We start from the raw sequence: 19,577 nt of genomic DNA, 5'->3' as shown, positions 1-19,577 counted from the left end.
AGTGTGGGGTGGGGTGCCTGCGGGGTCAATCGACGCGAGCCGGGCCACTGCCTTCATCCCACTCCAGGCGGGCGCCGTGCGCTGCGAGCCGGCGGCTGAAAGACGACGACAACAGCCGATCACCCGCCGCGAGCAGCTCGCCGTCCCGGGTGGAGACCAGCGGCATACGCGCGCGCACCCATGGCGGTACGCCGGTGTCCTGCAGGACGTGCTTGAGCGCGTGGGAATGGGCCCGGCCTGGCAGCGCGATGCGCTCCCCGCCACGCCGCGCGTGGACCACCAGCGGCTCGGCGAAGCCGGGCATCCTGCCACCGTGCCCGGAGGCCGCTGTCCCCCAAGGGGACTTCCTTCGGCGCGTAGGAGCGGCTTCAGCCGCGATCGTGGACCCGGCGCGGGCGAATGATTCTCCGATCGCGGCTGAAGCCGCTCCTACGGGGGCGGGTGGGGTGACGAGGGCCAGGGTGCCGCCGCCGGGCAAGTCCAGCGGCGCGCGTCCGTCCCACTCCACCTGCCAGCCATCAGGCAGCGGTGGCCGCACCGGTCCGGCATGGAGCCGGTCGCGCCAGGCCACCACCGCGGCGTTGTTCCACTCGAACCGCGCCGAGGCGTCGTCCCGCGCACGCAGGAGATCGGATTCGATCCGGGCGACTCCGGTTGCGGGGAGCGGTGGCAGGCCGAGCGAGTCGATCCAGTGCCGCAGCACCCGTGCGCGCCGGTCGACGTTGAGCTGGAGGAGCTTCGCGCGGGAGAGCTCCCCTGGCTCGGCGCCCGAGACGCCGGCCATGGCTGCCGCGTCCTCTTGCTGGAGCAGTCCAGCGGCCTGTGCGCACAGGGAGGCCGAGCCGGCCAGCGCCGCGGTCGCATGTGGCCACCGCTCCCTAAGCACGGGCATCACGCGGCGACGCAGGAAATTCCGGTCCATCGAGACATCGGAGTTGCTGGGGTCCTCGATCCAGCGCAGGGCGTGTGCCGTTGCGTAGTCCTCCAGCGATTCCCGTGTCGCCTGCAGCAGCGGCCGCCACATGAACCCCGATGCGAAGGCTTGCCAAGGCTGCATCGCCGCCAGTCCATCGATGCCCGACGCACGAAGCGCGCGCAGCAGGAAGGTCTCCGCCTGGTCGTCCTGGTGGTGGGCCAGCGCCAGGACTTCACCATGGCCAAGCCCGGATGCGAATGCAGTGCGACGGGCGCGACGTGCAGCCGCCTCGGGGCCGTCGCCGCCGGCAATCACAGACACCCGGGATACCCGCAACTCGACGTCCAGCGCACGACACGTATCGGCGCAGTGGTTGGCCCAGCCGTCGGCCGCGGGCTGCAGGCCGTGGTGGACATGCCATGCGCGCAGGCCGCGCTCACGGGCCATCGGCAGGGCGGCGAGCAGGTGCAGCAGCACGCTCGAATCCAGCCCGCCGCTGAAGGCCACGCAGATCGGGGCCTTGGGCAGGTCGTTGGGCGAGAGGAGGGCGCGCATGCGCGAATGGTGCCACGGCGCCAGGTCCTGGAATGGAGCGGGAATGCCTGGCGCCGGAAACGGAACGGCCCGCGGGGCTTTCGCACCGCGGGCCGTCCGGTCATCCCGGTGAAGCACTCAGAACTTGTGCAGCACCTTCACCGATCCATCGACGGCGGCATCGGACACGTAGCCGATGGCACCCGGCGTACCGGCGACCTTCGCCTTCACCGCCGCATCGTTGGCCACCTCGTCCGGCGCGGTGGCCTTGCCGGTGAAGATCAGCCGCGACCAGTAGGTGGTCAGTTCGGCGCCGGCCTTGCCCAGTACCGCCTTGTCGAAGGTCTCGCGCACCGCGCCGCCCTTCTGGTAGATGACCTGCGCCTTGGCGCCGCCGACCGAAGCCTCGCGGCCGAGGAACACGCGGCGTACCGCTTCGGCGTCCATCGCGCCGGCCTTGCTGTCGGCGGCGACGATCACCGAGCCGGCATGGGCGTGGCCGGCCAGCAGTGCGAGCGCCAGGAATGCCAGGAAGTTCTTTTTCATGATGGGCTCCCGGTCAGAACGTGAAGACGAGGCCGGTGGAGACCATGTCGGCGTCCCCGTGTTCGGCGATCCTGCTGTCGTAGCGGGTCCAGTCGGCCTTGAACGCGACGTTGGTGGCGAAGTCCCACCGCACGCCCAGGCCCACGAAGGACTCGTCCAGCTGTTCGCTGGCGGCGGCGCTTGCCACCGGCCCGTACAGCGGATGCTCCGGCGGTAGCGCCGCCAGCAGGTCGGTGCGGACGTCGGCGTCGCGACGACCCCAGGTCAGGTGCGGCATCACGTTGCCGAATCGGCGGCCCGCCGACAGGTACCAGTCGGCGCGGTCGTTGCCGGCCATCGCGGTGTCGTCCATCCGGGTGATGGCGTATTCGCCGACCACCAGCCAGTTGGCCCGGTCGACCTTGAAGCCGACGTTCGCGAAGCTGCCCTTGTCTTCGTTGTAGTCGAGCTCGGCGGCCAGGCCCGGCTGCCCGTAGGCCTGGAGTGCGGCGGCGAGGTCGTCCATCGAGGTGCCGGCGACGCTCAGGTCGCCCTGGAGATAAGCCGCGCGCAGCGACAGCCACTCGTTGTATTCGCCGTCCCAGGCGAAACCGACGATGTTCTCGAGCTTCGCGTCGTAGTTGTAGCCGTCGAAGCGGGCGTCGCCTTCGAAGTGGCCATAAACCAGCTGGAGCTGCGAGTACCAGTCACCGAAGTAGCCGGTGTGGGTGAAGCTGATGCCATCGTTGTTCGACCACGGCTGGTTGTACATCGATACCGGCGTGCGGATCCACGGATAAGCGTAGCCCACGTCGAGGAAGTCGGAGTAGCGGTAGAAGGGGGTGCGCTGGCGGCCGGCCTTCATCGACCAGCCCTTGCCGAGGGTGACGTTGGCATAGGCCCAGGCGAGCTCGGCGTCGAAGTCCTCATGGCCGCGTGCGAGCACCTGGCCGGTGACCGAGACGCGATCGTTGAGGGTGGAATCGACCTGCACGGCGAACAGCGACTCTTCCTTGAAGCTGACTTCATCGGTGTAGGCGCTCTGCGGGAAGCGCTCGCCTTCGCCGGTGGTGGCGCCAGCGACCACCTGGCCGAACCCGCTCACGCGGACTTCGGCCTGGGCGGAGGCGGCGGCAAGGATCAACGTCGCGGCAATCGCGACGGAGAGGGAATTCTTCACGAAGGTCTCCAGGATAGGGGGAACAGCGTCGCCGGCAGGCCCGGTGCGGGCGATGCGGTGGAGCGACGCTCCGGTTGTCGGCACTTCGCCGCGGATCTTTAGCGCCGCATCCGCTGCGACCATTCAAGTTCCGGGGCATCCCGCCGATAGAGGGGGCACTGGAAGCGCCGCCGTACCGGAGGCGCACACGCACCACGAGAGCCATGGCTATTTCCCCCCGATTCCACCCGAACCTCATGCTCGGCGGTCTCGTACGTCCGCTGCGACACATGTCCATTCGCGCCAAGGTCATGCTGGTGCCTGCGGCGGCGCTGGCCGGGTTCCTGCTGTACGCGCTGTTCAGCGTGATGCTGGCGCGCTCCAATGCGACCACGCTGGACGGTTTCGCCCAGAACACCCTGCCGGTGCTGAATTCGCTGGCGGAGGCGCGCACCGACCAGGTCGAGGTGCGCTCGCTGTTCACCCAGGCGCTGGGCACCAGTGACGAGTTCCTGGTTGAGGACGCGGTCGCACAGAGCGAACAGGTGGCCGCGGAACTGGCGGCCATGGGCAAGGCCAACCCCGCGCTGGCGGCCCAGCTCGAAACGCTTTCGCTGCAGTGGGCGGACTATGTCGCACTTGCGCGCGGCACGGTGATGGGACAGATCAACGGCGATATCGACATCGCCGACCTGCAGGCACAGGCGCAGGCCATGCAACAGGCCTACGACACCTTCAGCACCGGGCTGGCCGCGCTGGCCACCGAGCGCCAGGGTGCCTTTACCGCGGCACTGGGAGACGCCTCCGCTTCGGCCAATCGCGCGGCCATGCTGGGCATCGGCCTCGTGGTGCTGCTGGCGATCGTTGTGATCCTGGCCTCGATCGCGGTCGACCAGGCCATCCGCGGCCCGATCGACCGGCTGCGCAAGGTCATCGCCGACGTCTCCGCCGGCCGCTTCTCCTCGCGTATCGAGGTCGAGGGCAGCGATGCCATCGCCATGATGTGCCGCGATTTCCAGGGCCTGCTCGGCAACCTGAATTCCGCCATCGGAGAGACCAACGAAGTGCTGGGCGCGGTCGCGCGTGGCGACTTCTCCCGTCGGGTCGAGGCCGATCTTCCCGGTGACCTCGCCACTCTGAAGCAGGGTGTCAACCAGGGTGCCGATTCGGTGGCGGGCACGATGGCCGCACTTGACGAGGTGATGGACGCGATCGCCCGTGGCGACTTCGCCGCCCGGATGGATGCCAGCGTGCAGGGCGAGTCCCGCGCCAAGGTCGATGCCGCGATGGGCGGCCTGCAGTCGGCACTTGCCGCCCTGCGTTCGACCATGGCCGGCGCGGCCGCAGGCGACTTCAGCCAGCGCATCGACCTGGACCTGCCGGGTGAGCTCGACGACCTGAAGGGCTCGGTCAACCGCGCGCTGGAGTCGCTGGATTCGGCCTTCCACGAGATCGGAGCCACGACCGCGGCACTGGCGGAAGGCGACCTCACCCGACGTGCTACGGGCGAGTTCGATGGCGCACTGGCGGACGTGACCGGCACCCTGAACCGCTCGCTGGACCATCTGCAGTCCGCGCTGCAGGGCGTGGCGGCAGCGGCCGACGAGGTCGGCGCGGGTGCGAACGAGATCGCCCGCGGCAATGCCGATCTGTCGGCCCGGACCGAACAGCAGGCCAGCTCCCTGGAGCGCTCGGCAGCCAACGTGGTGCAACTGGTCAGCTCGATCAGCGCCGCGGCCGAGAACAGCCGCCAGACCCGCGAGATCACGCGGTCGGCCAACGAGCGGGCGCAGGAAGGTGCCGAGGTGGTGCGCGGGGCGGTCAGCGCCATGGCCGCGATTACCGAAGCCACCACGCGCATCGCCGACATCATCGGGCTGATCGACTCGATCGCGTTCCAGACCAACCTGCTCTCGCTCAACGCCGCCGTCGAGGCCGCGCGGGCGGGCGAGCAGGGCCGGGGTTTCGCCGTGGTCGCCTCCGAAGTGCGCATGCTTGCACAGCGCACCACGCAGTCGGCCAAGGACATCCGCGGGTTGATCGCGGTGGCGGGTGATCGCGTCGCCGAAGGCAACGACCTGGTGGCCCGTTCCGGCAAGTCGCTGGAGCAGATGGCAGGCTCGTCGGAGCAGATCGCCGCCCTGGCCGCCCAGGCCTCGGATTCCATCGAGGCGCAGTCGCGCGGGCTGCAGGACGTCAGCGAATCGATCGGCCAGCTCGAGGACGCCAACCTGCAGAACAGCTCGCTGGTGGAGGAGGTGGCGGCATCGAGCACCTCGCTGACCGACCAGGCGGACCGCCTCCGCGCGGCGGTCGGCCGGTTCGTGCTGTCGACCAGTGGAACGCGAAAGGCCGCTCGCGCGGCCTGACCGGGAACTGCGAATCTCGACGGAAGATCGGGGCCGCCCTCAGGCGGCTTCGTAGGCCCCGTAGCTGCGCAGGCGCTGGTAGCGGCGCTCGAGCAGCTCGGCCACCGGCAGTTGCTCCAGCGCGTCAAGCTCGTTCATCAGCGTCGCCTTGAGGCGGGTCGCGATCTGCTTCGGATTGCGGTGCGCGCCGCCGGTGGGCTCGCGCACCACCTTGTCGACCAGCCCCAGGCCCTGCAGGCGGTGGGCGGTCAGGCCCAGCTGCTCGGCCGCGTCCTTGGCCTTGGCCGGATCCTTCCACAGGATCGAGGCGCAGCCTTCGGGCGAGATCACCGAGTAGGTGCTGTACTGGAGCATCACCGTGCTGTCGCCGACACCGATGGCCAGCGCACCGCCGGAACCGCCTTCGCCAATCACGGTGCAGATGATCGGCACCTTCAACTCGGCCATCTCCAGGAGGTTACGGGCGATCGCCTCGGATTGCCCGCGTTCCTCGGCGCCGATGCCGGGGTAGGCGCCGGGGGTGTCGATAAAGGTCAGGATGGGCAGCTGGAAGCGTTCGGCGAGCTTCATCAGGCGCAGCGCCTTGCGATAGCCCTCCGGCCGCGGCATGCCGAAGTTGCGGCGCACCTTGCTCTTGGTGTCGCGACCCTTCTCGTGGCCGATGATCACCACGCTGCGGCCATCGATCCGGCCCAGGCCGCCGACGATCGCGGCATCGTCGCTGTAGGCGCGGTCGCCGGCGAGCTCCTGGAACTCCTCGCACATCACCCGGATGTAATCGTTGGTGTGCGGGCGGGCGGGGTGCCTGGCCAGCTGCGAGACCTGCCAAGGCGAGAGGTCGCGGAAGATCTGGGCGGTGCGCTTGCGCAGCTTGTCCTGCAGCGCGTACACCTCGGCGTCCGCATCCACCGCCGAGCCGTGGCTGGCGTGGCGCAGTTCCTGGATCTTCGCTTCCAGGTCGGCGATGGGCTGCTCGAAATCCAGGTAGTTCGGGTTCATCAGTGGCCTGGGCTCATGCCAGCGGTAATGCGGCGGAACGGACAGTCTAGCCGACCACCCCCCGCCATACCGAGGGGTCCGGAGGCGGCCTTCAGGCCTCGCCGATGCCCGGCACCGGCGGCTGCAATGGCTCAAGGCAGCTGTATAGGCCGAGGTCGCGCTCGCCCTCGGGCTGCGCCTCGATGCACTGGACGGCATTCGTCACCGTCTCCAGGCGCCGGGTGGTCAAGTCGACCTCGCAACCCAGTGCGTGGGTGCTGGGCCAGGTGCCGCCAGCGCCGGTCGCCGCTCCGAAGAGTTCGCAACCGGCCTCTCGATACGCCAGCCACGCCGCGTGCTCGGCCTCGATCGCAGATGGAATCCGGGTGCCCATGTAGTCGGAGCTGTACTCGGTGGCCAGTTCGACGAGCCGTTTGTGCCGCTGCTCCAGCGCAGCCTGTGCCTCGTCGAGCTGTTCTGCGAACACGAACCCGGTGTGCATCGCACTGCCTTCCGGCCAGTCCGACTTGTCGTTCTGCGCCGCGGCGGAGAAGCTCGCAAGCAGGATGCACGCAGTACCTGCAACGATCAGTTTCATCGGTGTTCCAGCTGCCATGACCGCCCCAGACTACCCTGTACGGCCGCCATCGATGAGGCACCAGCATGTCCCGTTTGTTCGACCCGCTGACCCAGCGCGACCTCGTCTTTCGCAACCGCATCATCGTCTCGCCGATGTGCCAGTACTCCGCCCACGACGGAGTGCCGAACGAGTGGCACATGGTGCACCTGGGCAGCCGGGCGGTCGGCGGTGCCGCGGCAGTGATCGCCGAGGCCTCGGCGGTCTCGCCGGAGGGCCGCATCTCGCCCGCCGACACCGGGCTGTGGAACGACACGCAGGCGCAGGCGTGGTCGCAGATCAACGCCTTCATCGAGAAGAACGGCGCGATCGCAGGCGTGCAACTTGCGCACGCCGGCCGCAAGGCGAGTACCGACGCGCCGTGGAGGGGTGGCGGTGCGGTGGATCCGGCGCAGGGTGGATGGACGCCGGTGGCGCCGTCGGCACTGGCCTTCGATGCAGGCTCCCCCGTGCCGGATGCGCTCGACGAGGCGGGTATCAAGAAAGTGGTGGCCGACTTCGCCGCCGCCACCCGGCGCGCGCTCGATGCCGGCTTCCGCCTGATCGAGATCCACGCCGCCCACGGCTACCTGCTGCACCAGTTCCTCTCGCCGCTGGCCAACCAGCGCGATGACCGCTACGGCGGCAGCTTCGAGAACCGCATCCGCCTCACGCTGGAGGTCATCGACGCCGTGCGCGCGGCGCTGCCCGAGCGGCTGCCGCTATGGCTACGCATCTCCGCCACCGACTGGGTGGAGGGGGAGGGCTGGGACATCGAGCAGAGCGTGGAGCTCGCCCGGCTGGTCAAGGAGCGCGGTGTGGACCTGGTCGACGTATCCAGTGGCGGCACCGTGCCCAAGGCGCGCATCCCCGTCGGCCCCGGCTACCAGGCGCCGTTCGCCGCCCGGATCCGCCGCGAGACCGGCATCGCCACCGGTGCAGTCGGCCTGCTGACCGAGCCGGCCCAGGTGGAACGCATCATTGCCGAGGGCGAGGCCGACGTCGTGTTGCTCGCCCGCGAACTGCTGCGCGATCCGTACTTCCCGCGGCGCGCGGCGGCCGAGCTGGGCGGCAAGCTGCAGCCGCCGGACCAGTACGGCCGCGCCTGGTAGCGGATGGTGCTAGCGGCCGCCGGCTGGCTCGATGGCCAGCGGCCGCACGTGTTCCAGCAGGCTGACCAGCGTCTTGCCCGGCTCCTCCCACGGCACCATGTGCGAGGACCGCTCGAACCACACCGCGCGCTTGTAGGGCGCCTCGACCGCCTCGATCCACTCCGCCGTGGGCGCCGAGGGGGTGGTGTAGTCGTGCCGGCCCATGAACATCACCACCGGGATCGGGAAGCGATCCACGCCGGTGAAATCGACCTCCAGGAACTCCGGCAGGATCCGCCACAGGGTGAACACGTTGCCGTCGTTGATGGCGGCGACGTCGTCGGCGTCGTATTCGGGCGACAGCCACGGCCCACGGTGGTAGTACGGCGACTCGGCGCGGTACGCGGTCATGCCGCCGTAATGCTGCGGCCACTTGCGCGCGATGATGATGCGCTCGCGGGTGATCGGCTCGTCGCCGGGGTAGGGCGCGATCGATTCCATCTCGGCGATCGCCGCCTCGTTGCCTTCCGCCCGGGCCTGCGCCAGGCCGAACTCGAAGCTCAACTTCTCGTTGAGGCGGGTGTTGATGACCTGCCCGATGCCGACATAGGCGTGAAACAGGTCCGGGCGCTCCAGCGCGGCCTTCGTCGCCACGATCGTGCCCCAGCTGTGGCCGACCAGCACCAGCTTGTCCTTGCCCAGCCGCTCGCGCACGTGCTCGGCGACCTCGATGGCATCCTCCACGTAGCGATCGATCCGGATGCTGTCCTCGACCGCCTCCGGATCATTGGCGCGGAAAGTCTTGCCGGCCGCGCGCTGGTCGTAGTGGACGACGGTGAAGTACTCCTCGATCGGGCGCTGGAACTGCCAGGCTGTCGGCATCGCCGGGGACGCCGGCCCGCCATGCACGAACAGGATCACCGGGTTGGTACGGTCGTGGCCGCGGATGTTGATCCACTGGTCGATGCCGCCGATGCGCGCCTTGTAGGTATCCTGCACGCCGCCGGGCGTCTCTATCCGGGTCAGGTCCTGCACCACCTGTCGCATCTTGCCGCACAGTTCCCCGCATCCCGGCAGTGCAGGGGCCGCCTGGGCCGGCGCGGCGAGAAGCGCAAACAAGACGGTCGCGATCGATGCAAGTGCCTTCATCGGCATCTCCGTTGGCTGTCCTTGCCGCTACCGTAGCCGCGCGCGCCTGCGCCCACCCGTGCCGAAAGCTCAGAGCACGCCGGGGTTGAGCTGCCACACCGTGTAGTTCAGGAAGCCGGCGAAGCTCACCCACAGCAGGTAGGGCACCAGCAGCCAGGTGGCGAGCCGGCTGACCCGCCAGAAGGCGACCATCGTCGCGACGATCAACAACCACAGCAGCACGATGTCGGCCAACGCCGGCCCGCCCATGTGCCAGGCGAAGAACAGCCAGCTCCACAGCGCATTGACCGCCAGTTGCACCAGGAACAGGGTGAGCGCCGTCGGTGCGGCGCGGAATCCGCGTTCGCGCCAGACCAGCCAGGCCGATACCGCCATCAGCGCGTACAGCGTCGTCCAGACCGGTCCGAACACCGAAGACGGCGGCGCCCAGTCCGGCTGCGCCAGCGCCTGGTAGAACTCGCCGGCCTGCATCGAAGCCACGCCGCCAATGCCGGCCGCGATGAAGCAGACCAGCACCCAACCCAACAGCCCTGCGAATGCCTTCCCACCCGTGATGCGTGCCATTGCGTGTTCCTTCTTCCAGGAAAGCCCGGACCGTAAGCCACAGCCATGCGAGGGGGCGTCAATGACTGTCGGATTAACGAAAAATTGACAGCGTGTGAAAACGTGGCATCCTGCCCGCCGCCCAAGTGTGGGCGCTATCAAGCAAAGGATTCGTACCCCCATGAAGAAGACCCTGATCCTGTCCTCCGCGCTGGCCCTGGCCATGATTGCCCCGGCCGCTATGGCCCAAGATGGCACCGGTGGCTTCATCCGCGGCGAGATCGGCCAGAGCGACGTTGAAGTCAGCTTCGCCGGCGTCTCCGACAGCGACAACGACACCTCCGCCGTGTTCGGTGGTGGCTACTGGTTCAACCAGAACTTCGCCGTCGAAGGCCACATCGGCACGATGTACTCCGAGTACCTGGGCGACGACGTCGACTTCGACCTGGTCTCCTTCGGCGCCGGCATCGCTGGCAAGAAGAACTTCGGCCCGGCCGCGCACACCGGCTTCTTCATCGGTGGCCGCGTCGGCGTCGCCCGCGTGACCGCGCAGCTGCGCGAGGACGACTTCGACGTCATCGACGACGAGCACTCCACCAAGCCGTACTACGGCGTCAGCGTCGGCTACGACTTCAACCCGCGCTTCGGCATGTCGTTGAACTTCGACCGCCGCCAGGCCGACTACGACGGCGTGGACGTGGACGTGGACACCATCGCCCTGGGCGGTGAGTTCCGCTTCTAAGCAGCTCGTCCTGCTGTACCCGACGGCCGCCTCCGGGCGGCCGTTTTTTTTGGGGCGCCGGTCCTTGTTCCTTCGCCCGCTACGTGGGCTCCGCCATCCCGCTGCAACGCTCCGGCTCCTCGCGATGGGCTCGTGCTGCGGCCTGGTGCAGGGTGTGCAGCTCTTCGTCCATTCCGGCAGGCGGTGCGTCGTCGGGCGAAGCCAGGCCGGCAGCGTCCTCGCCGATCAGCCCGGGCAGCATTGTCAGCGCCGCCAACACCGTCCCCACCTCCGAGGCGTGCAACTGGTCGCGCTGGTAGAGGCGGGGCGGTGCATCGGCGGCCAGTGCGTGGCGCCATGCCGTGGCGGCGGGCAGCACGCAGCCGCCGATTGCCCTGGCCGCCTGGCGATAGCTCTCCTCCGCGGCGAGCGAGGTCTCGCGATGCCCGCGGTGGGGCCACACCGACAGCAGTGCGATGCGCGTCGGCCCTTGCAGGAGTGCCGCAACCGACCGCGTGCTGGCGATGAGGTCCTCCCGGCTCTCCAGCAGCGAGGAAGGCCCCTGCTGCAGCACGATCCAGCCCCAGTCTTCCTGGAGTGCTGCGCGAAGCTCCCGACCGGCGAGATGGTCGCCAAGCGAATACCCGGGCTCGGCGATGATTTCGACCTCAAGCCGGACGCCCTGCCGTGCGGCCAACGTCTCGACCACCTGCGGCAAACCATTCGTCGCTGTGTGGCTGTTGCCGACGAACAGCACCCGGACGGGCGGGCTGGCCAATGCCGTACCGAAGGACAGCGCCAGGAAACAGAGCAGGGCAAGGACATACAGCCGAGCGGCGCGGCGATGGGTCATGCGGGTCACGCCCTGGAAGGTCGGCCGAGTGTATCCGCGCTCAGTCACGCCGTTTGGGTGCGGGCCGCCCCCGTGCCAGTCGGGTCAGGGCGGACGGGTCGACCACTGCCTGCACCCGCGGAATCCCCAACTCCTCGGCCAGGTAACGCGCGTTTGCACCGCCCAGCCATACCGGCACGCCGTCCGCCAGCGCCTTGTCGAGTGCGCGCAGTTCCGCCAACGCTTCCTGCGCCTGCCCCGGATCGACCGAGCTGATCGCAACCGCCGCCGCCCCGAGTCGCGCCGAGACGCGCGCAAGCTCGACGGCCGGCAGTTCCGTGCCAAGGTAAAGCACTGGCATGCCGGCCTCGTACGCGTGCAGCGCAGCGCCGAGCAGGCCGAGTTCATGCGGCTCGCCGGGCAGGGTGGCGAACAGCACGCGCGGCCGGCGCTCGCGCGGATGCTGGTTGAGAATCGACAACAGGCGGGCCCGCAACAGGCTGCTGACCAGCCGTTCCTGGGCGATCGCCAGGCGCCCGTCCGCCCAGCGCACACCGACCTCCCGCAGTAGTGGCGTCACCACCTTGCCGACCAGCACCGGTACCGGCAGCGTCGCTATGGCAACGGAGAGGTCACGGTCGAACACGTCGACGCGGTAGTCGGCGATGGCATCCAGCATCTGGCCGGGCAGGGCATCGAGCCCACCGTAGCCGGTATGGCGACTCTCCTCCAGCAACTGTCCAAGCGCGTCGTCATCGAGGCCGGCGACGTCCCGGATGGGGTGTCCGCGGTCGGTGAGCCGGTGCAGCCGGGTCAGGCGCTCGACCATGTCGCCGTCATACAGGCGCCGCCCCTTGCCGTCCCGGTGGGGGACCACGGCCGCGTGCCGCCGCTCCCACGCACGCAAAGTTTCGGGGGTGAGCCCGCTGAGCTCGGCGGCGGCCTTGACGGGGAACATGGGCGCAAATGTACAACAAACGTACAACTACAAATTGTACGGGTACCTAACAGCTGGCACCTGACACTAGGCGCCGTACCCCCAACCGGACTGCCCAGATGACCCGCTCCGCCACCACCCGCAAAGCTTCCCCCCTCCGCATGCTCACCGCCGCGCTCGCGCTCGGCCTGATGGCTCCCGTCGCCGTCGCCGGCAATCATGGCGGCGGCCACGCCAAGGCCGACCAGGCCAAGGGCGACATCGTCGATACCGCCGTCGCCGCCGGCAAGTTCAACACGCTCGCCGCCGCACTCACCGCGGCCGGGCTGGTCGACACCCTCAAGGGCGATGGTCCGTTCACCGTCTTCGCGCCGACCGACGAGGCCTTCGCCGCGCTGCCGGCAGGTACGGTCGACAACCTGCTCAAGCCCGAGAACAAGGACCAGCTGGTCGCCATCCTGACCTACCACGTGGTGTCCGGCCGTTATCCCGCCGGCCGCGTCGCCGGCCTGGACGAAGCCGCCACCGTCAACGGGGAGTCGGTCGACATCAGTGCCAACGACAGTGGCGTGATGGTGGACGGCGCCAACGTGGTGATGGCCGACGTCACCGCCACCAACGGCGTGATCCACGTGATCGACAAGGTGCTGATGCCGGACGGCTGAGGCGTCCCGGCCACGGCAATCATCCGACAACTTCTCCCACAACCGGAGCGCAACCCATGAAAGCACTCAACCTCGTGACCCTCGCACTGATCATCGTCGGCGGCATCAACTGGGGTCTGGTCGGCGCTGCGCAGTTCGACCTGGTCGCCACGATATTCGGCGGCCAGGATGCACTGCTCGCCCGCCTGGTCTACGTGCTGGTCGGTCTCTCGGCCCTGTACCAGATCATGCCGCTGATGCGTGCCGGCAGCACTGGCGAGGTCCGGGCCGAAGCACGCCGTTGAGCCCGGGCGCCAACCCTGCTCGAATGACGGGATGACGCCTTCCCCGACGCCCACCGCCCTGGTGTGGTTCCGCGACGACCTGCGCCTGCGGGACCACCCGGCGCTGCAGGCGGCCCTGAAGGCCGGCCTGGCACCCGTGCCGGTTTATATCCACGCACCGCACGAAGAGGGTGCGTGGGCGCCGGGGGCGGCATCGGATGCGTGGCGGCACCGTTCGCTTGCCGCGCTCGATGCCGAGCTTCGCCAGCGTGGCTCCCGCCTGCATGTGTTCGCGGGCGAAAGCCTCGCCACTTTGGCCTCCGTGGCCGCCTCGACCGGGGCGGCCGCGGTTTTCTGGAACCGCCGGCACGAGCCGGCGATCGATCAACGCGACACCCGCATCCGCCGGGAATTGCGCCAGTTGGGCCTGCGCGCCGAAGCCTTCAACGGCAGCCTGCTGTTCGAACCCTGGCAACTGGAGACCAGGGCCGGTGATCCATTCCGGGTGTTTACCCCGTTCTGGAAGGCCGCATTGCAGGCGTGGAATCCACCCGGCCTGCAGCCGGCACCCGACCATTTGCCCACGATGGATCCCGTGCCCGGCGAAGTCGCTTTGGCTGCGCTCGGGTTGCAACCGGTCCCGCGCTGGGACAACACCTTCTGGGACGAATGGATACCGGGTGAGCAGGGAGCCGCCCTCGCGCTGCAGGCCTTCATCGATTCGAAGCTCCACACATACAGCGAAGGCCGCGACCGACCGGATCGTGCACTGACATCACGGCTATCGCCGCACCTGCATTTCGGAGAGATCGCTCCATGGCGCGTCGCCACGCAACTGGACGCGGCCGGACCACCCGATGAGCGAGCCGCATTCCTCCGGCAGCTTGGATGGCGCGAGTTCGCCCACCACGTGCTGCGCCATTTCCCGCATACCCCGGACGACAACTTCAACCCGAGGTTCGACGACTTCCAATGGGCCCAGCCCGATGCGGCGTTGCTGCGGGCCTGGCAACGCGGCAACACCGGCGTGCCGATCGTCGACGCGGGCATGCGGGAGCTCTGGACGACCGGCTGGATGCACAACCGGGTCCGGATGATCGTCGCCAGCTTCCTTACCAAGAACCTGCGCATCCACTGGCGCCACGGCGCCCGCTGGTTCCACGACACGCTGGTCGATGCGGACCTGGCCAACAACGCGCTCGGCTGGCAATGGGTGGCCGGGACCGGCGTGGACGCCGCGCCGTATTTCCGTGTATTCAACCCGGTGCTGCAGGCCCGCAAGTTCGATCCGCAGGGCGAGTACATCGCGCGATGGGTGCCGGAGTTGCGGGGCCTGCCGGCGCGGGCGCGCCATGCGCCACGGGAAGCGGGCGCTGCAGGCCTGGCGGCGACGCAGGGGTACCCGCACCCCATCGTGGACCTGGGCGAAAGTCGAAACGATGCCCTTGCGGCCTTTGCGCGGCTGAAGGGGCGCTAGCCGCTCAGGTCCCGGATGCCGGAAGGTCCGGTTCCACCCGATTCCGGCCGTTGGCCTTCGCACGATAGAGCGCGCGGTCTGCGCGGGCCACCAGGGCCTTGAAGTCGGCATCGGCCGGGTGCAGTTCCGCCACGCCGATGCTGATCGTCACCCGTATCCCGTCGGCGATGTCGTCCAGGTCGAGGTCTTCGACGCAACTGCGCACACGCTCGGCCACCTGCGCGCCCGCCTCGGCGCCGGTACCGGGCAGCACCGCCAGGAATTCTTCACCACCGATGCGGCCGAGCCGGTCGATCTGGCGCAGGGCGCCCTGTGCGGCCGCAGCCACTCGCGTGAGGACGCGGTCGCCGGCATGGTGGCCAAAGGTGTCGTTGAATTTCTTGAAGAAATCGATGTCCAGGGCCAGCACCGTCAACGGGCGGCGCTCGTCGAGGGCGGCAGCCACGGCCTCCTCCCCGAACAGCTCGATGTTGCGGCGGTTGGCGACGCGGGTCAGCTCGTCGGTCATCGCCATCACGCCGAGCCGGCGGGCGCGTCTCTTCTGGCGCCACACCAGGGTGGCCAGCACCAGCACCAGCACCACACCCAGTGAGAGCGCGATCCATTGCCAGCGGCGGGCCTTCATCAGCGCATCGAGTTCCTGCCTGCGAAGTGCGGTCTCGGTCGTCAGGCGCCGGGTATCTAGTTCGCGCCGGGTCGCGTCGTACTGGTGGCGCATGGCGACCGAACGCTGCTCGGACATCGACGCCAGCAGCCGCTCCTGTATCTCGATGAAGTGCTTATAATCGTCCAGTGCCTGCTCGGTCTCGCCAAGCGCCTCCAGCGTCCGGGAACGCTCGGGGAGCAACAAGGCCAGGTAGCGTTCGTTGTTGGCCGCGGCCATGTGGCGGGCCGCCGCGTTGAACTCCACCAGCGCCTCGCGATGTCGGCCCAGGCCCGCCAGGGCCTGGCCCCGGTGCAGGTGCAGGCGGTCCAGGCTGGAGGTGTCCTGGATCGATGCGAAATCCGCTTCCGCTTTTGCAAGCGCGTCCAACGCCGGCCGGTACTGCTGCTGCCTGATCAGCGCGGAGCCCAACGCAACGCGTCCGAACCCGATCTCACTCGGGCTGCCTTGATCGCCGAGCAGTTCGATCAGGCGCTCGTAGGCATCCTGCGCCTTCGCCGGCTGGTCGAGCTCCTCGAACAGGTAGCCCTGCTGCAACAGCGCGAGCGCCTGGGCGTTGCCGTCACCGCGACCTGCCGCCTGGTCATGCCCCTGCTGCAGGTGCGCCAAGGCCTTGTCGTATTCGCCCATGCGCCGATAGGCGGTGCCAAGGTTGATCACGTTGTCGCGCGCGAGCCGGGCGTTGCCGGTGGAGGTATAGAGCTCCTGCGCGGTGATGAAGTCGTTGAGCGCACGCGCGTGTTCACCCAGGAGCGAGCGCATGTGTCCACGGCCGATCAGGCCGTCCGCCACCAGCCGCCACTCGCCCGCTTCCCGGGCAAGCGCAAGGCCGGCTTCCCAGTCGGTCAGGCTCTGGTCCGGCCGCCCCAGGGCCTCGCGCGATCTTGCACGGCAGTAGAGGAACCTCGCCTGCGCCGGTTTTTCGTCCAGCCGACGTGCATCCTCCAGCCCTTGGCTCGCGGCCTCCACACCCGCCATCGGGTCGTCGGCTGGCAGCCGGCACGCCAGGTAGCGGTACTCCAGTTCGCGCCGCGCATCGCCGGTCGGCAGCAGCCCGTGCAGCCGGGCGACCTCCTCGCGCGCCTGGTCGGGCGTGGCTTCGCCCAGACCGCCCAGGTCCAGTTCGCGGAACAGCCGGTCGAAAGCGGCGGGGCCGCCTTCGTCAGGCATCGGGCTATCAACCGACCGTGGGGGCGTCGGTGCGGCCTCGGCCAGCGCCGGCATCGGTGCCAGCATCAGCAGGGCAAGTAGCAGCCACGTTGATCGGAGGGTCACGGCGAGGTGTCCTCCGTGCCCCGTGGTTCCGCCAGCTCAATCCGGTCGCGTCCGTTGTCCTTCGCCTTGTACAGCGCGGCATCGGCGCGTTCGAGCACGGCTTCCAAGGTGCGGTCCCCCGAACCGATCTGCGCGACGCCCAGGCTCACGGTGAGCTGCAATCCCTCGCCCAGGTCCGAAAGATCCATGGCCCGCGTGGCCTCCAGCAAACGCCCGGCCACCTGCATGCCGGCCCCGATGCCCGCACCCGGCAGCACCACCAGGAACTCTTCGCCGCCGAGCCTGCCGAGCCGGTCGCCCTGCCGCAGCACGGTGTTCCACGTGGCCACCGTGCGGACCAGCACCTGGTCGCCGACGCCGTGGCCGAAGCGGTCGTTGACCTGCTTGAAATGGTCCAGGTCCAACAGCACCAGGCAGGCTGGCGCATCCGCGGCAGCGATCGTCTTCGTGGCGATCTGTTGGATCGCCCTGCGGTTGGCCGCGCCCGTCAAAGGATCGGTGGAGGCCATGCGCCGCAGCCCCAGGGTCCGCCGTGCCTGCAGTACCGCCAGCGACACCAGCAACACGACCAGGGCGCCACCGAGTGCGATGGAGGCCAATCGCCACGGTGTCTTCTGGCGCTCGGCGGCGGCCAGGCGTTCGGTCCGTTCCTGCTCCAGCCGGAGGCGCGCGTTCTGCAGGTCCCGGTAGCGGGCATCGAATCCATGGCTCAGCGCCAGCACGCGCTGGTCGGTGATGCGTTCCGCCGCATCACGGCGCATACGCCCGTACTCGCGCAGGTCGGCCAGGGCGCCGGCCGGGTCGCCCAGTGCTTCCCGACTGATCGCCCGCGCCTGGTACAGCAACATCACCGACGGCATGTCGTCCCGGTCCAGCAGAGCGGGCAGGGCGCGATCGAAAGCATCCAGCGCGGCCTGGTGTTGCCCCAGTCGTGATCGCGCCACGCCCGTGGCGAACTCGATCCGCCCCGGTTCCGGTGAGTCCCCGGTGCGCGCATAGCCCGCGCTGGCCGTCTCCAGCGCCTCCAGTGCTTCCCGGGGGCGGGAGGCCGCGTTGTACACGTCGGCCAGGGCCAGATGGATCATCGTGACGTCGTCGTCGCTGCCGCGTTGCCGGGAAAGCGCCAGTGCCTCCTCCAGGTCGGCCTCGGCCTCGGCGTGTCGGCCCTGGGCGCTGCGCAAACGCGCGCGTTCCACCAGCGTGACGCCCAGCACCAGCGCATCATCGCGGGCGCGGCCGAAGTCCATCACCCGCCCGAGGTATTCGTCGGCCTGGTCGAGGTCGCCAATGCGGCGGTAGGCCTGCGCAATGGAGAAGAGATTGAACTCGATCTGGAACTCGACTTTTCCTTCCTCGAATACCGCCTGTGCGTCCAGCAGGTCCTGCAGGCCGAGGGCCACTTCCCCCGCATCCATGCGCAGGTGCCCCCGCTGCACCAGCGCGATGCCATGGACGTTGAAGTCGTGGCTGCGGCGGGCGAGCTCGGCGGCGCGCTCGAACTCCTGGCGCGCCGCCCCGATGTCGCCGTGGCCGACAAGTTGTTGCCCCAGGCACAGCCGGAGCGCTGCTTCGGATGCACCGTCACCCGCGTCCCGGGCCGCTGCCACGCCCTCGCGGGCGTAGTCGAGCGCTCCCTCGGCCACGTGCTGGAATCCGAGCAGGCAGTGCATGTACCGGTACTGCAATTCACGGTGCACGTCCCCCGCCGGTACCGCGCTCCGCAACCAGGCCAGCAGCTTGAGCGCGTCCACCCGCGAGCCGATCGGATAGACGCCGTCGTCGATGTCCCAGAACAGCTTGTCGAAGGCCGCCTGCGCGGGCGATACATGCGGGTGGACCTGCACCGGGTGGCCCGGCACGTTCTCATGCGCGCCCGCAGCGCCCAGCATGCCGGCCAGCAGTACCAGCGCGACAAGACGCCAGCCGCGGCAGTGGCGGCGCCTTGGGAGAGCGGCAAGGGTGGCTGCGTGGTCGATGGTCGTCCTGCTCGGGAAGGGGCACTGTGCCGGACCCGGCAACGCCGCTTCGCCATTGTCGGGCAAGCGGCGGCGCCGGATGATCGAGACATCCTTCCCTGGGACTCGGCCCTGTTAACGGCCGGACTGCCACCGACTTGAGCGGATCATGGGCACCGCCAGATAGGGCTCCGCGAATTCCGGCATCCCCTCCAGCATGGGCTTGGCAAACAGGTAGCCCTGATAGAGGTGGGCGCCCTGCGCATGGCACCAGGCGAACTCCTCCACTGTTTCCACCCCTTCCACCACCACATCGATGCCCAAGTCCACACACACCTGGTGGATGCCCCGCAGGATAGCCTGCCGGGGGCCGTGCGACTCGATCCCGCGCACCAGCGCCATGTCCAGCTTGACCATGTCGGGCTGGAATTCCGCCAGCAGGTTCAGGCCGGAGTAGCCGGCGCCGAAGTCGTCGATCGCGAACTGCAGGCCGGCACGGCGGTACTGGTTGACCGACTCGGCGAAGCGGGCGTGGTCGGTGATGGCCTCGGTTTCGGTCGCCTCCATGATGATGCGATCCAGCGGAAAACCGTGGCGCCGGGCGGCCTCAACGGTCGAATCCAGACCCAGCCCGGGCTCGAAAGCCGTACTGGGCATGAAGTTGAGGTTGAGGTGGGTGTCCAGCCCGATGCGGGTCGCCACTTCGATGGCCCTGGCGCGACACGCTGCATCAAAGGCGGCTGCGCCCGCGCCGGCGTGGCGCCCCAGGACCTGCCACGCCGGCTCGCCCGCCGCGCCGCGGACGAGGGCTTCATGGGAGTACGCCTTCCCGGTCCGGGTATCGACGATGGGCTGGAAGGCGAAGGTGAAGTCGGCAGGGCTCATCTTGCAGGTATCGGCAGCACCCT

Annotated in this window: 18 protein-coding genes; 6 read left to right on the top strand and 12 right to left on the bottom strand. The window is 68.9% G+C overall.

Going from position 1 to position 19,577, the window contains the following annotated elements; all coding sequences use genetic code 11:
- Positions 1-25 precede the first annotated feature (25 nt).
- From tilS to B5D37_RS03500, 3 genes are all read right to left on the bottom strand, one after another.
- Positions 26-1,471, bottom strand: a complete 1,446-nt coding sequence (gene tilS, locus B5D37_RS03510; RefSeq protein WP_078757278.1) for a tRNA lysidine(34) synthetase TilS — start codon at positions 1,469-1,471, stop codon at positions 26-28.
- Positions 1,472-1,588: 117 nt separating this feature from the next.
- Positions 1,589-1,996 (bottom strand): type 2 periplasmic-binding domain-containing protein, encoded by a 408-nt coding sequence (locus B5D37_RS03505; RefSeq protein ID WP_078757277.1) that lies wholly within the window; start codon positions 1,994-1,996, stop codon positions 1,589-1,591.
- Between the two features lie 13 nt (positions 1,997-2,009).
- Complete coding sequence (locus B5D37_RS03500) at positions 2,010-3,155, bottom strand: hypothetical protein (protein ID WP_143814104.1); 1,146 nt, start codon at positions 3,153-3,155, stop codon at positions 2,010-2,012.
- A 203-nt stretch (positions 3,156-3,358) separates the two neighbouring features.
- Here B5D37_RS03500 and B5D37_RS03495 point away from each other — a divergent pair, with 203 nt between their 5' ends.
- Complete coding sequence (locus B5D37_RS03495; protein WP_078757275.1) at positions 3,359-5,503, top strand: methyl-accepting chemotaxis protein; 2,145 nt, start codon at positions 3,359-3,361, stop codon at positions 5,501-5,503.
- A 39-nt stretch (positions 5,504-5,542) separates the two neighbouring features.
- Here B5D37_RS03495 and B5D37_RS03490 read toward each other — a convergent pair whose 3' ends face one another.
- Both B5D37_RS03490 and B5D37_RS03485 read right to left on the bottom strand, forming a co-directional pair.
- Complete coding sequence (locus B5D37_RS03490; protein WP_078757274.1) at positions 5,543-6,502, bottom strand: acetyl-CoA carboxylase carboxyltransferase subunit alpha; 960 nt, start codon at positions 6,500-6,502, stop codon at positions 5,543-5,545.
- A 91-nt stretch (positions 6,503-6,593) separates the two neighbouring features.
- Positions 6,594-7,079 (bottom strand): lysozyme inhibitor LprI family protein, encoded by a 486-nt coding sequence (locus tag B5D37_RS03485; RefSeq protein WP_159447329.1) that lies wholly within the window; start codon positions 7,077-7,079, stop codon positions 6,594-6,596.
- 65 nt (positions 7,080-7,144) lie between these two features.
- Between B5D37_RS03485 and B5D37_RS03480 the strand changes: the two genes are divergently transcribed.
- Positions 7,145-8,209: an NADH:flavin oxidoreductase/NADH oxidase gene (locus tag B5D37_RS03480; RefSeq protein WP_078757272.1), complete on the top strand. Its 1,065-nt coding sequence runs from the start codon at positions 7,145-7,147 to the stop codon at positions 8,207-8,209.
- A 9-nt stretch (positions 8,210-8,218) separates the two neighbouring features.
- Here B5D37_RS03480 and B5D37_RS03475 read toward each other — a convergent pair whose 3' ends face one another.
- Positions 8,219-9,337, bottom strand: coding sequence for an alpha/beta fold hydrolase (locus tag B5D37_RS03475; RefSeq protein ID WP_078757271.1), 1,119 nt, complete (start codon positions 9,335-9,337; stop codon positions 8,219-8,221).
- Between the two features lie 69 nt (positions 9,338-9,406).
- Complete coding sequence (locus tag B5D37_RS03470) at positions 9,407-9,901, bottom strand: TspO/MBR family protein (protein WP_078757270.1); 495 nt, start codon at positions 9,899-9,901, stop codon at positions 9,407-9,409.
- Positions 9,902-10,061: 160 nt separating this feature from the next.
- Here B5D37_RS03470 and B5D37_RS03465 point away from each other — a divergent pair, with 160 nt between their 5' ends.
- A complete protein-coding gene (locus B5D37_RS03465) occupies positions 10,062-10,622 on the top strand; it encodes an outer membrane beta-barrel protein (RefSeq protein ID WP_078757269.1) in 561 nt (186 codons plus the stop codon).
- Between the two features lie 79 nt (positions 10,623-10,701).
- Here B5D37_RS03465 and B5D37_RS03460 read toward each other — a convergent pair whose 3' ends face one another.
- Positions 10,702-11,454, bottom strand: coding sequence for an SGNH/GDSL hydrolase family protein (locus B5D37_RS03460; RefSeq protein WP_078757268.1), 753 nt, complete (start codon positions 11,452-11,454; stop codon positions 10,702-10,704).
- Between the two features lie 40 nt (positions 11,455-11,494).
- Positions 11,495-12,391 (bottom strand): MerR family transcriptional regulator, encoded by an 897-nt coding sequence (locus tag B5D37_RS03455; protein ID WP_078757267.1) that lies wholly within the window; start codon positions 12,389-12,391, stop codon positions 11,495-11,497.
- A 98-nt stretch (positions 12,392-12,489) separates the two neighbouring features.
- Here B5D37_RS03455 and B5D37_RS03450 point away from each other — a divergent pair, with 98 nt between their 5' ends.
- The 3 genes from B5D37_RS03450 to B5D37_RS03440 are packed head-to-tail and all read left to right on the top strand — an operon-like array spanning position 12,490 to position 14,775.
- A complete protein-coding gene (locus tag B5D37_RS03450) occupies positions 12,490-13,035 on the top strand; it encodes a fasciclin domain-containing protein (RefSeq protein WP_078757266.1) in 546 nt (181 codons plus the stop codon).
- A 56-nt stretch (positions 13,036-13,091) separates the two neighbouring features.
- Positions 13,092-13,319, top strand: coding sequence for a DUF378 domain-containing protein (locus B5D37_RS03445; RefSeq protein ID WP_078757265.1), 228 nt, complete (start codon positions 13,092-13,094; stop codon positions 13,317-13,319).
- A gap of 31 nt (positions 13,320-13,350) precedes the next feature.
- Positions 13,351-14,775, top strand: a complete 1,425-nt coding sequence (locus tag B5D37_RS03440) for a cryptochrome/photolyase family protein (protein WP_078757264.1) — start codon at positions 13,351-13,353, stop codon at positions 14,773-14,775.
- A 4-nt stretch (positions 14,776-14,779) separates the two neighbouring features.
- Here B5D37_RS03440 and B5D37_RS03435 read toward each other — a convergent pair whose 3' ends face one another.
- From B5D37_RS03435 to B5D37_RS03425, 3 genes are read right to left on the bottom strand one after another with little or no spacing between them, the layout of a single operon-like run.
- The gene (locus B5D37_RS03435) at positions 14,780-16,714 is read right to left on the bottom strand and encodes a diguanylate cyclase (RefSeq protein ID WP_143814103.1); all 1,935 of its coding nucleotides are present in this window, start codon (positions 16,712-16,714) and stop codon (positions 14,780-14,782) included.
- A complete protein-coding gene (locus tag B5D37_RS03430; protein WP_078757262.1) occupies positions 16,711-18,756 on the bottom strand; it encodes a tetratricopeptide repeat-containing diguanylate cyclase in 2,046 nt (681 codons plus the stop codon). The genes B5D37_RS03435 and B5D37_RS03430 overlap by 4 nt, the downstream gene beginning before the upstream one ends.
- 48 nt (positions 18,757-18,804) lie before the next feature.
- Entirely contained in the window at positions 18,805-19,554 is a 750-nt protein-coding gene (locus tag B5D37_RS03425; protein WP_078757261.1) for an EAL domain-containing protein, read from the bottom strand.
- Positions 19,555-19,577 lie beyond the last annotated feature (23 nt).

The sequence above is a fragment of the Lysobacter spongiicola DSM 21749 genome, assembly GCF_900167055.1.
Taxonomy (GTDB): domain Bacteria; phylum Pseudomonadota; class Gammaproteobacteria; order Xanthomonadales; family Xanthomonadaceae; genus Novilysobacter; species Novilysobacter spongiicola.
Note: the sequence above shows the minus strand (reverse complement) of the source record. Positions and strands in the feature narration are given on the sequence as shown.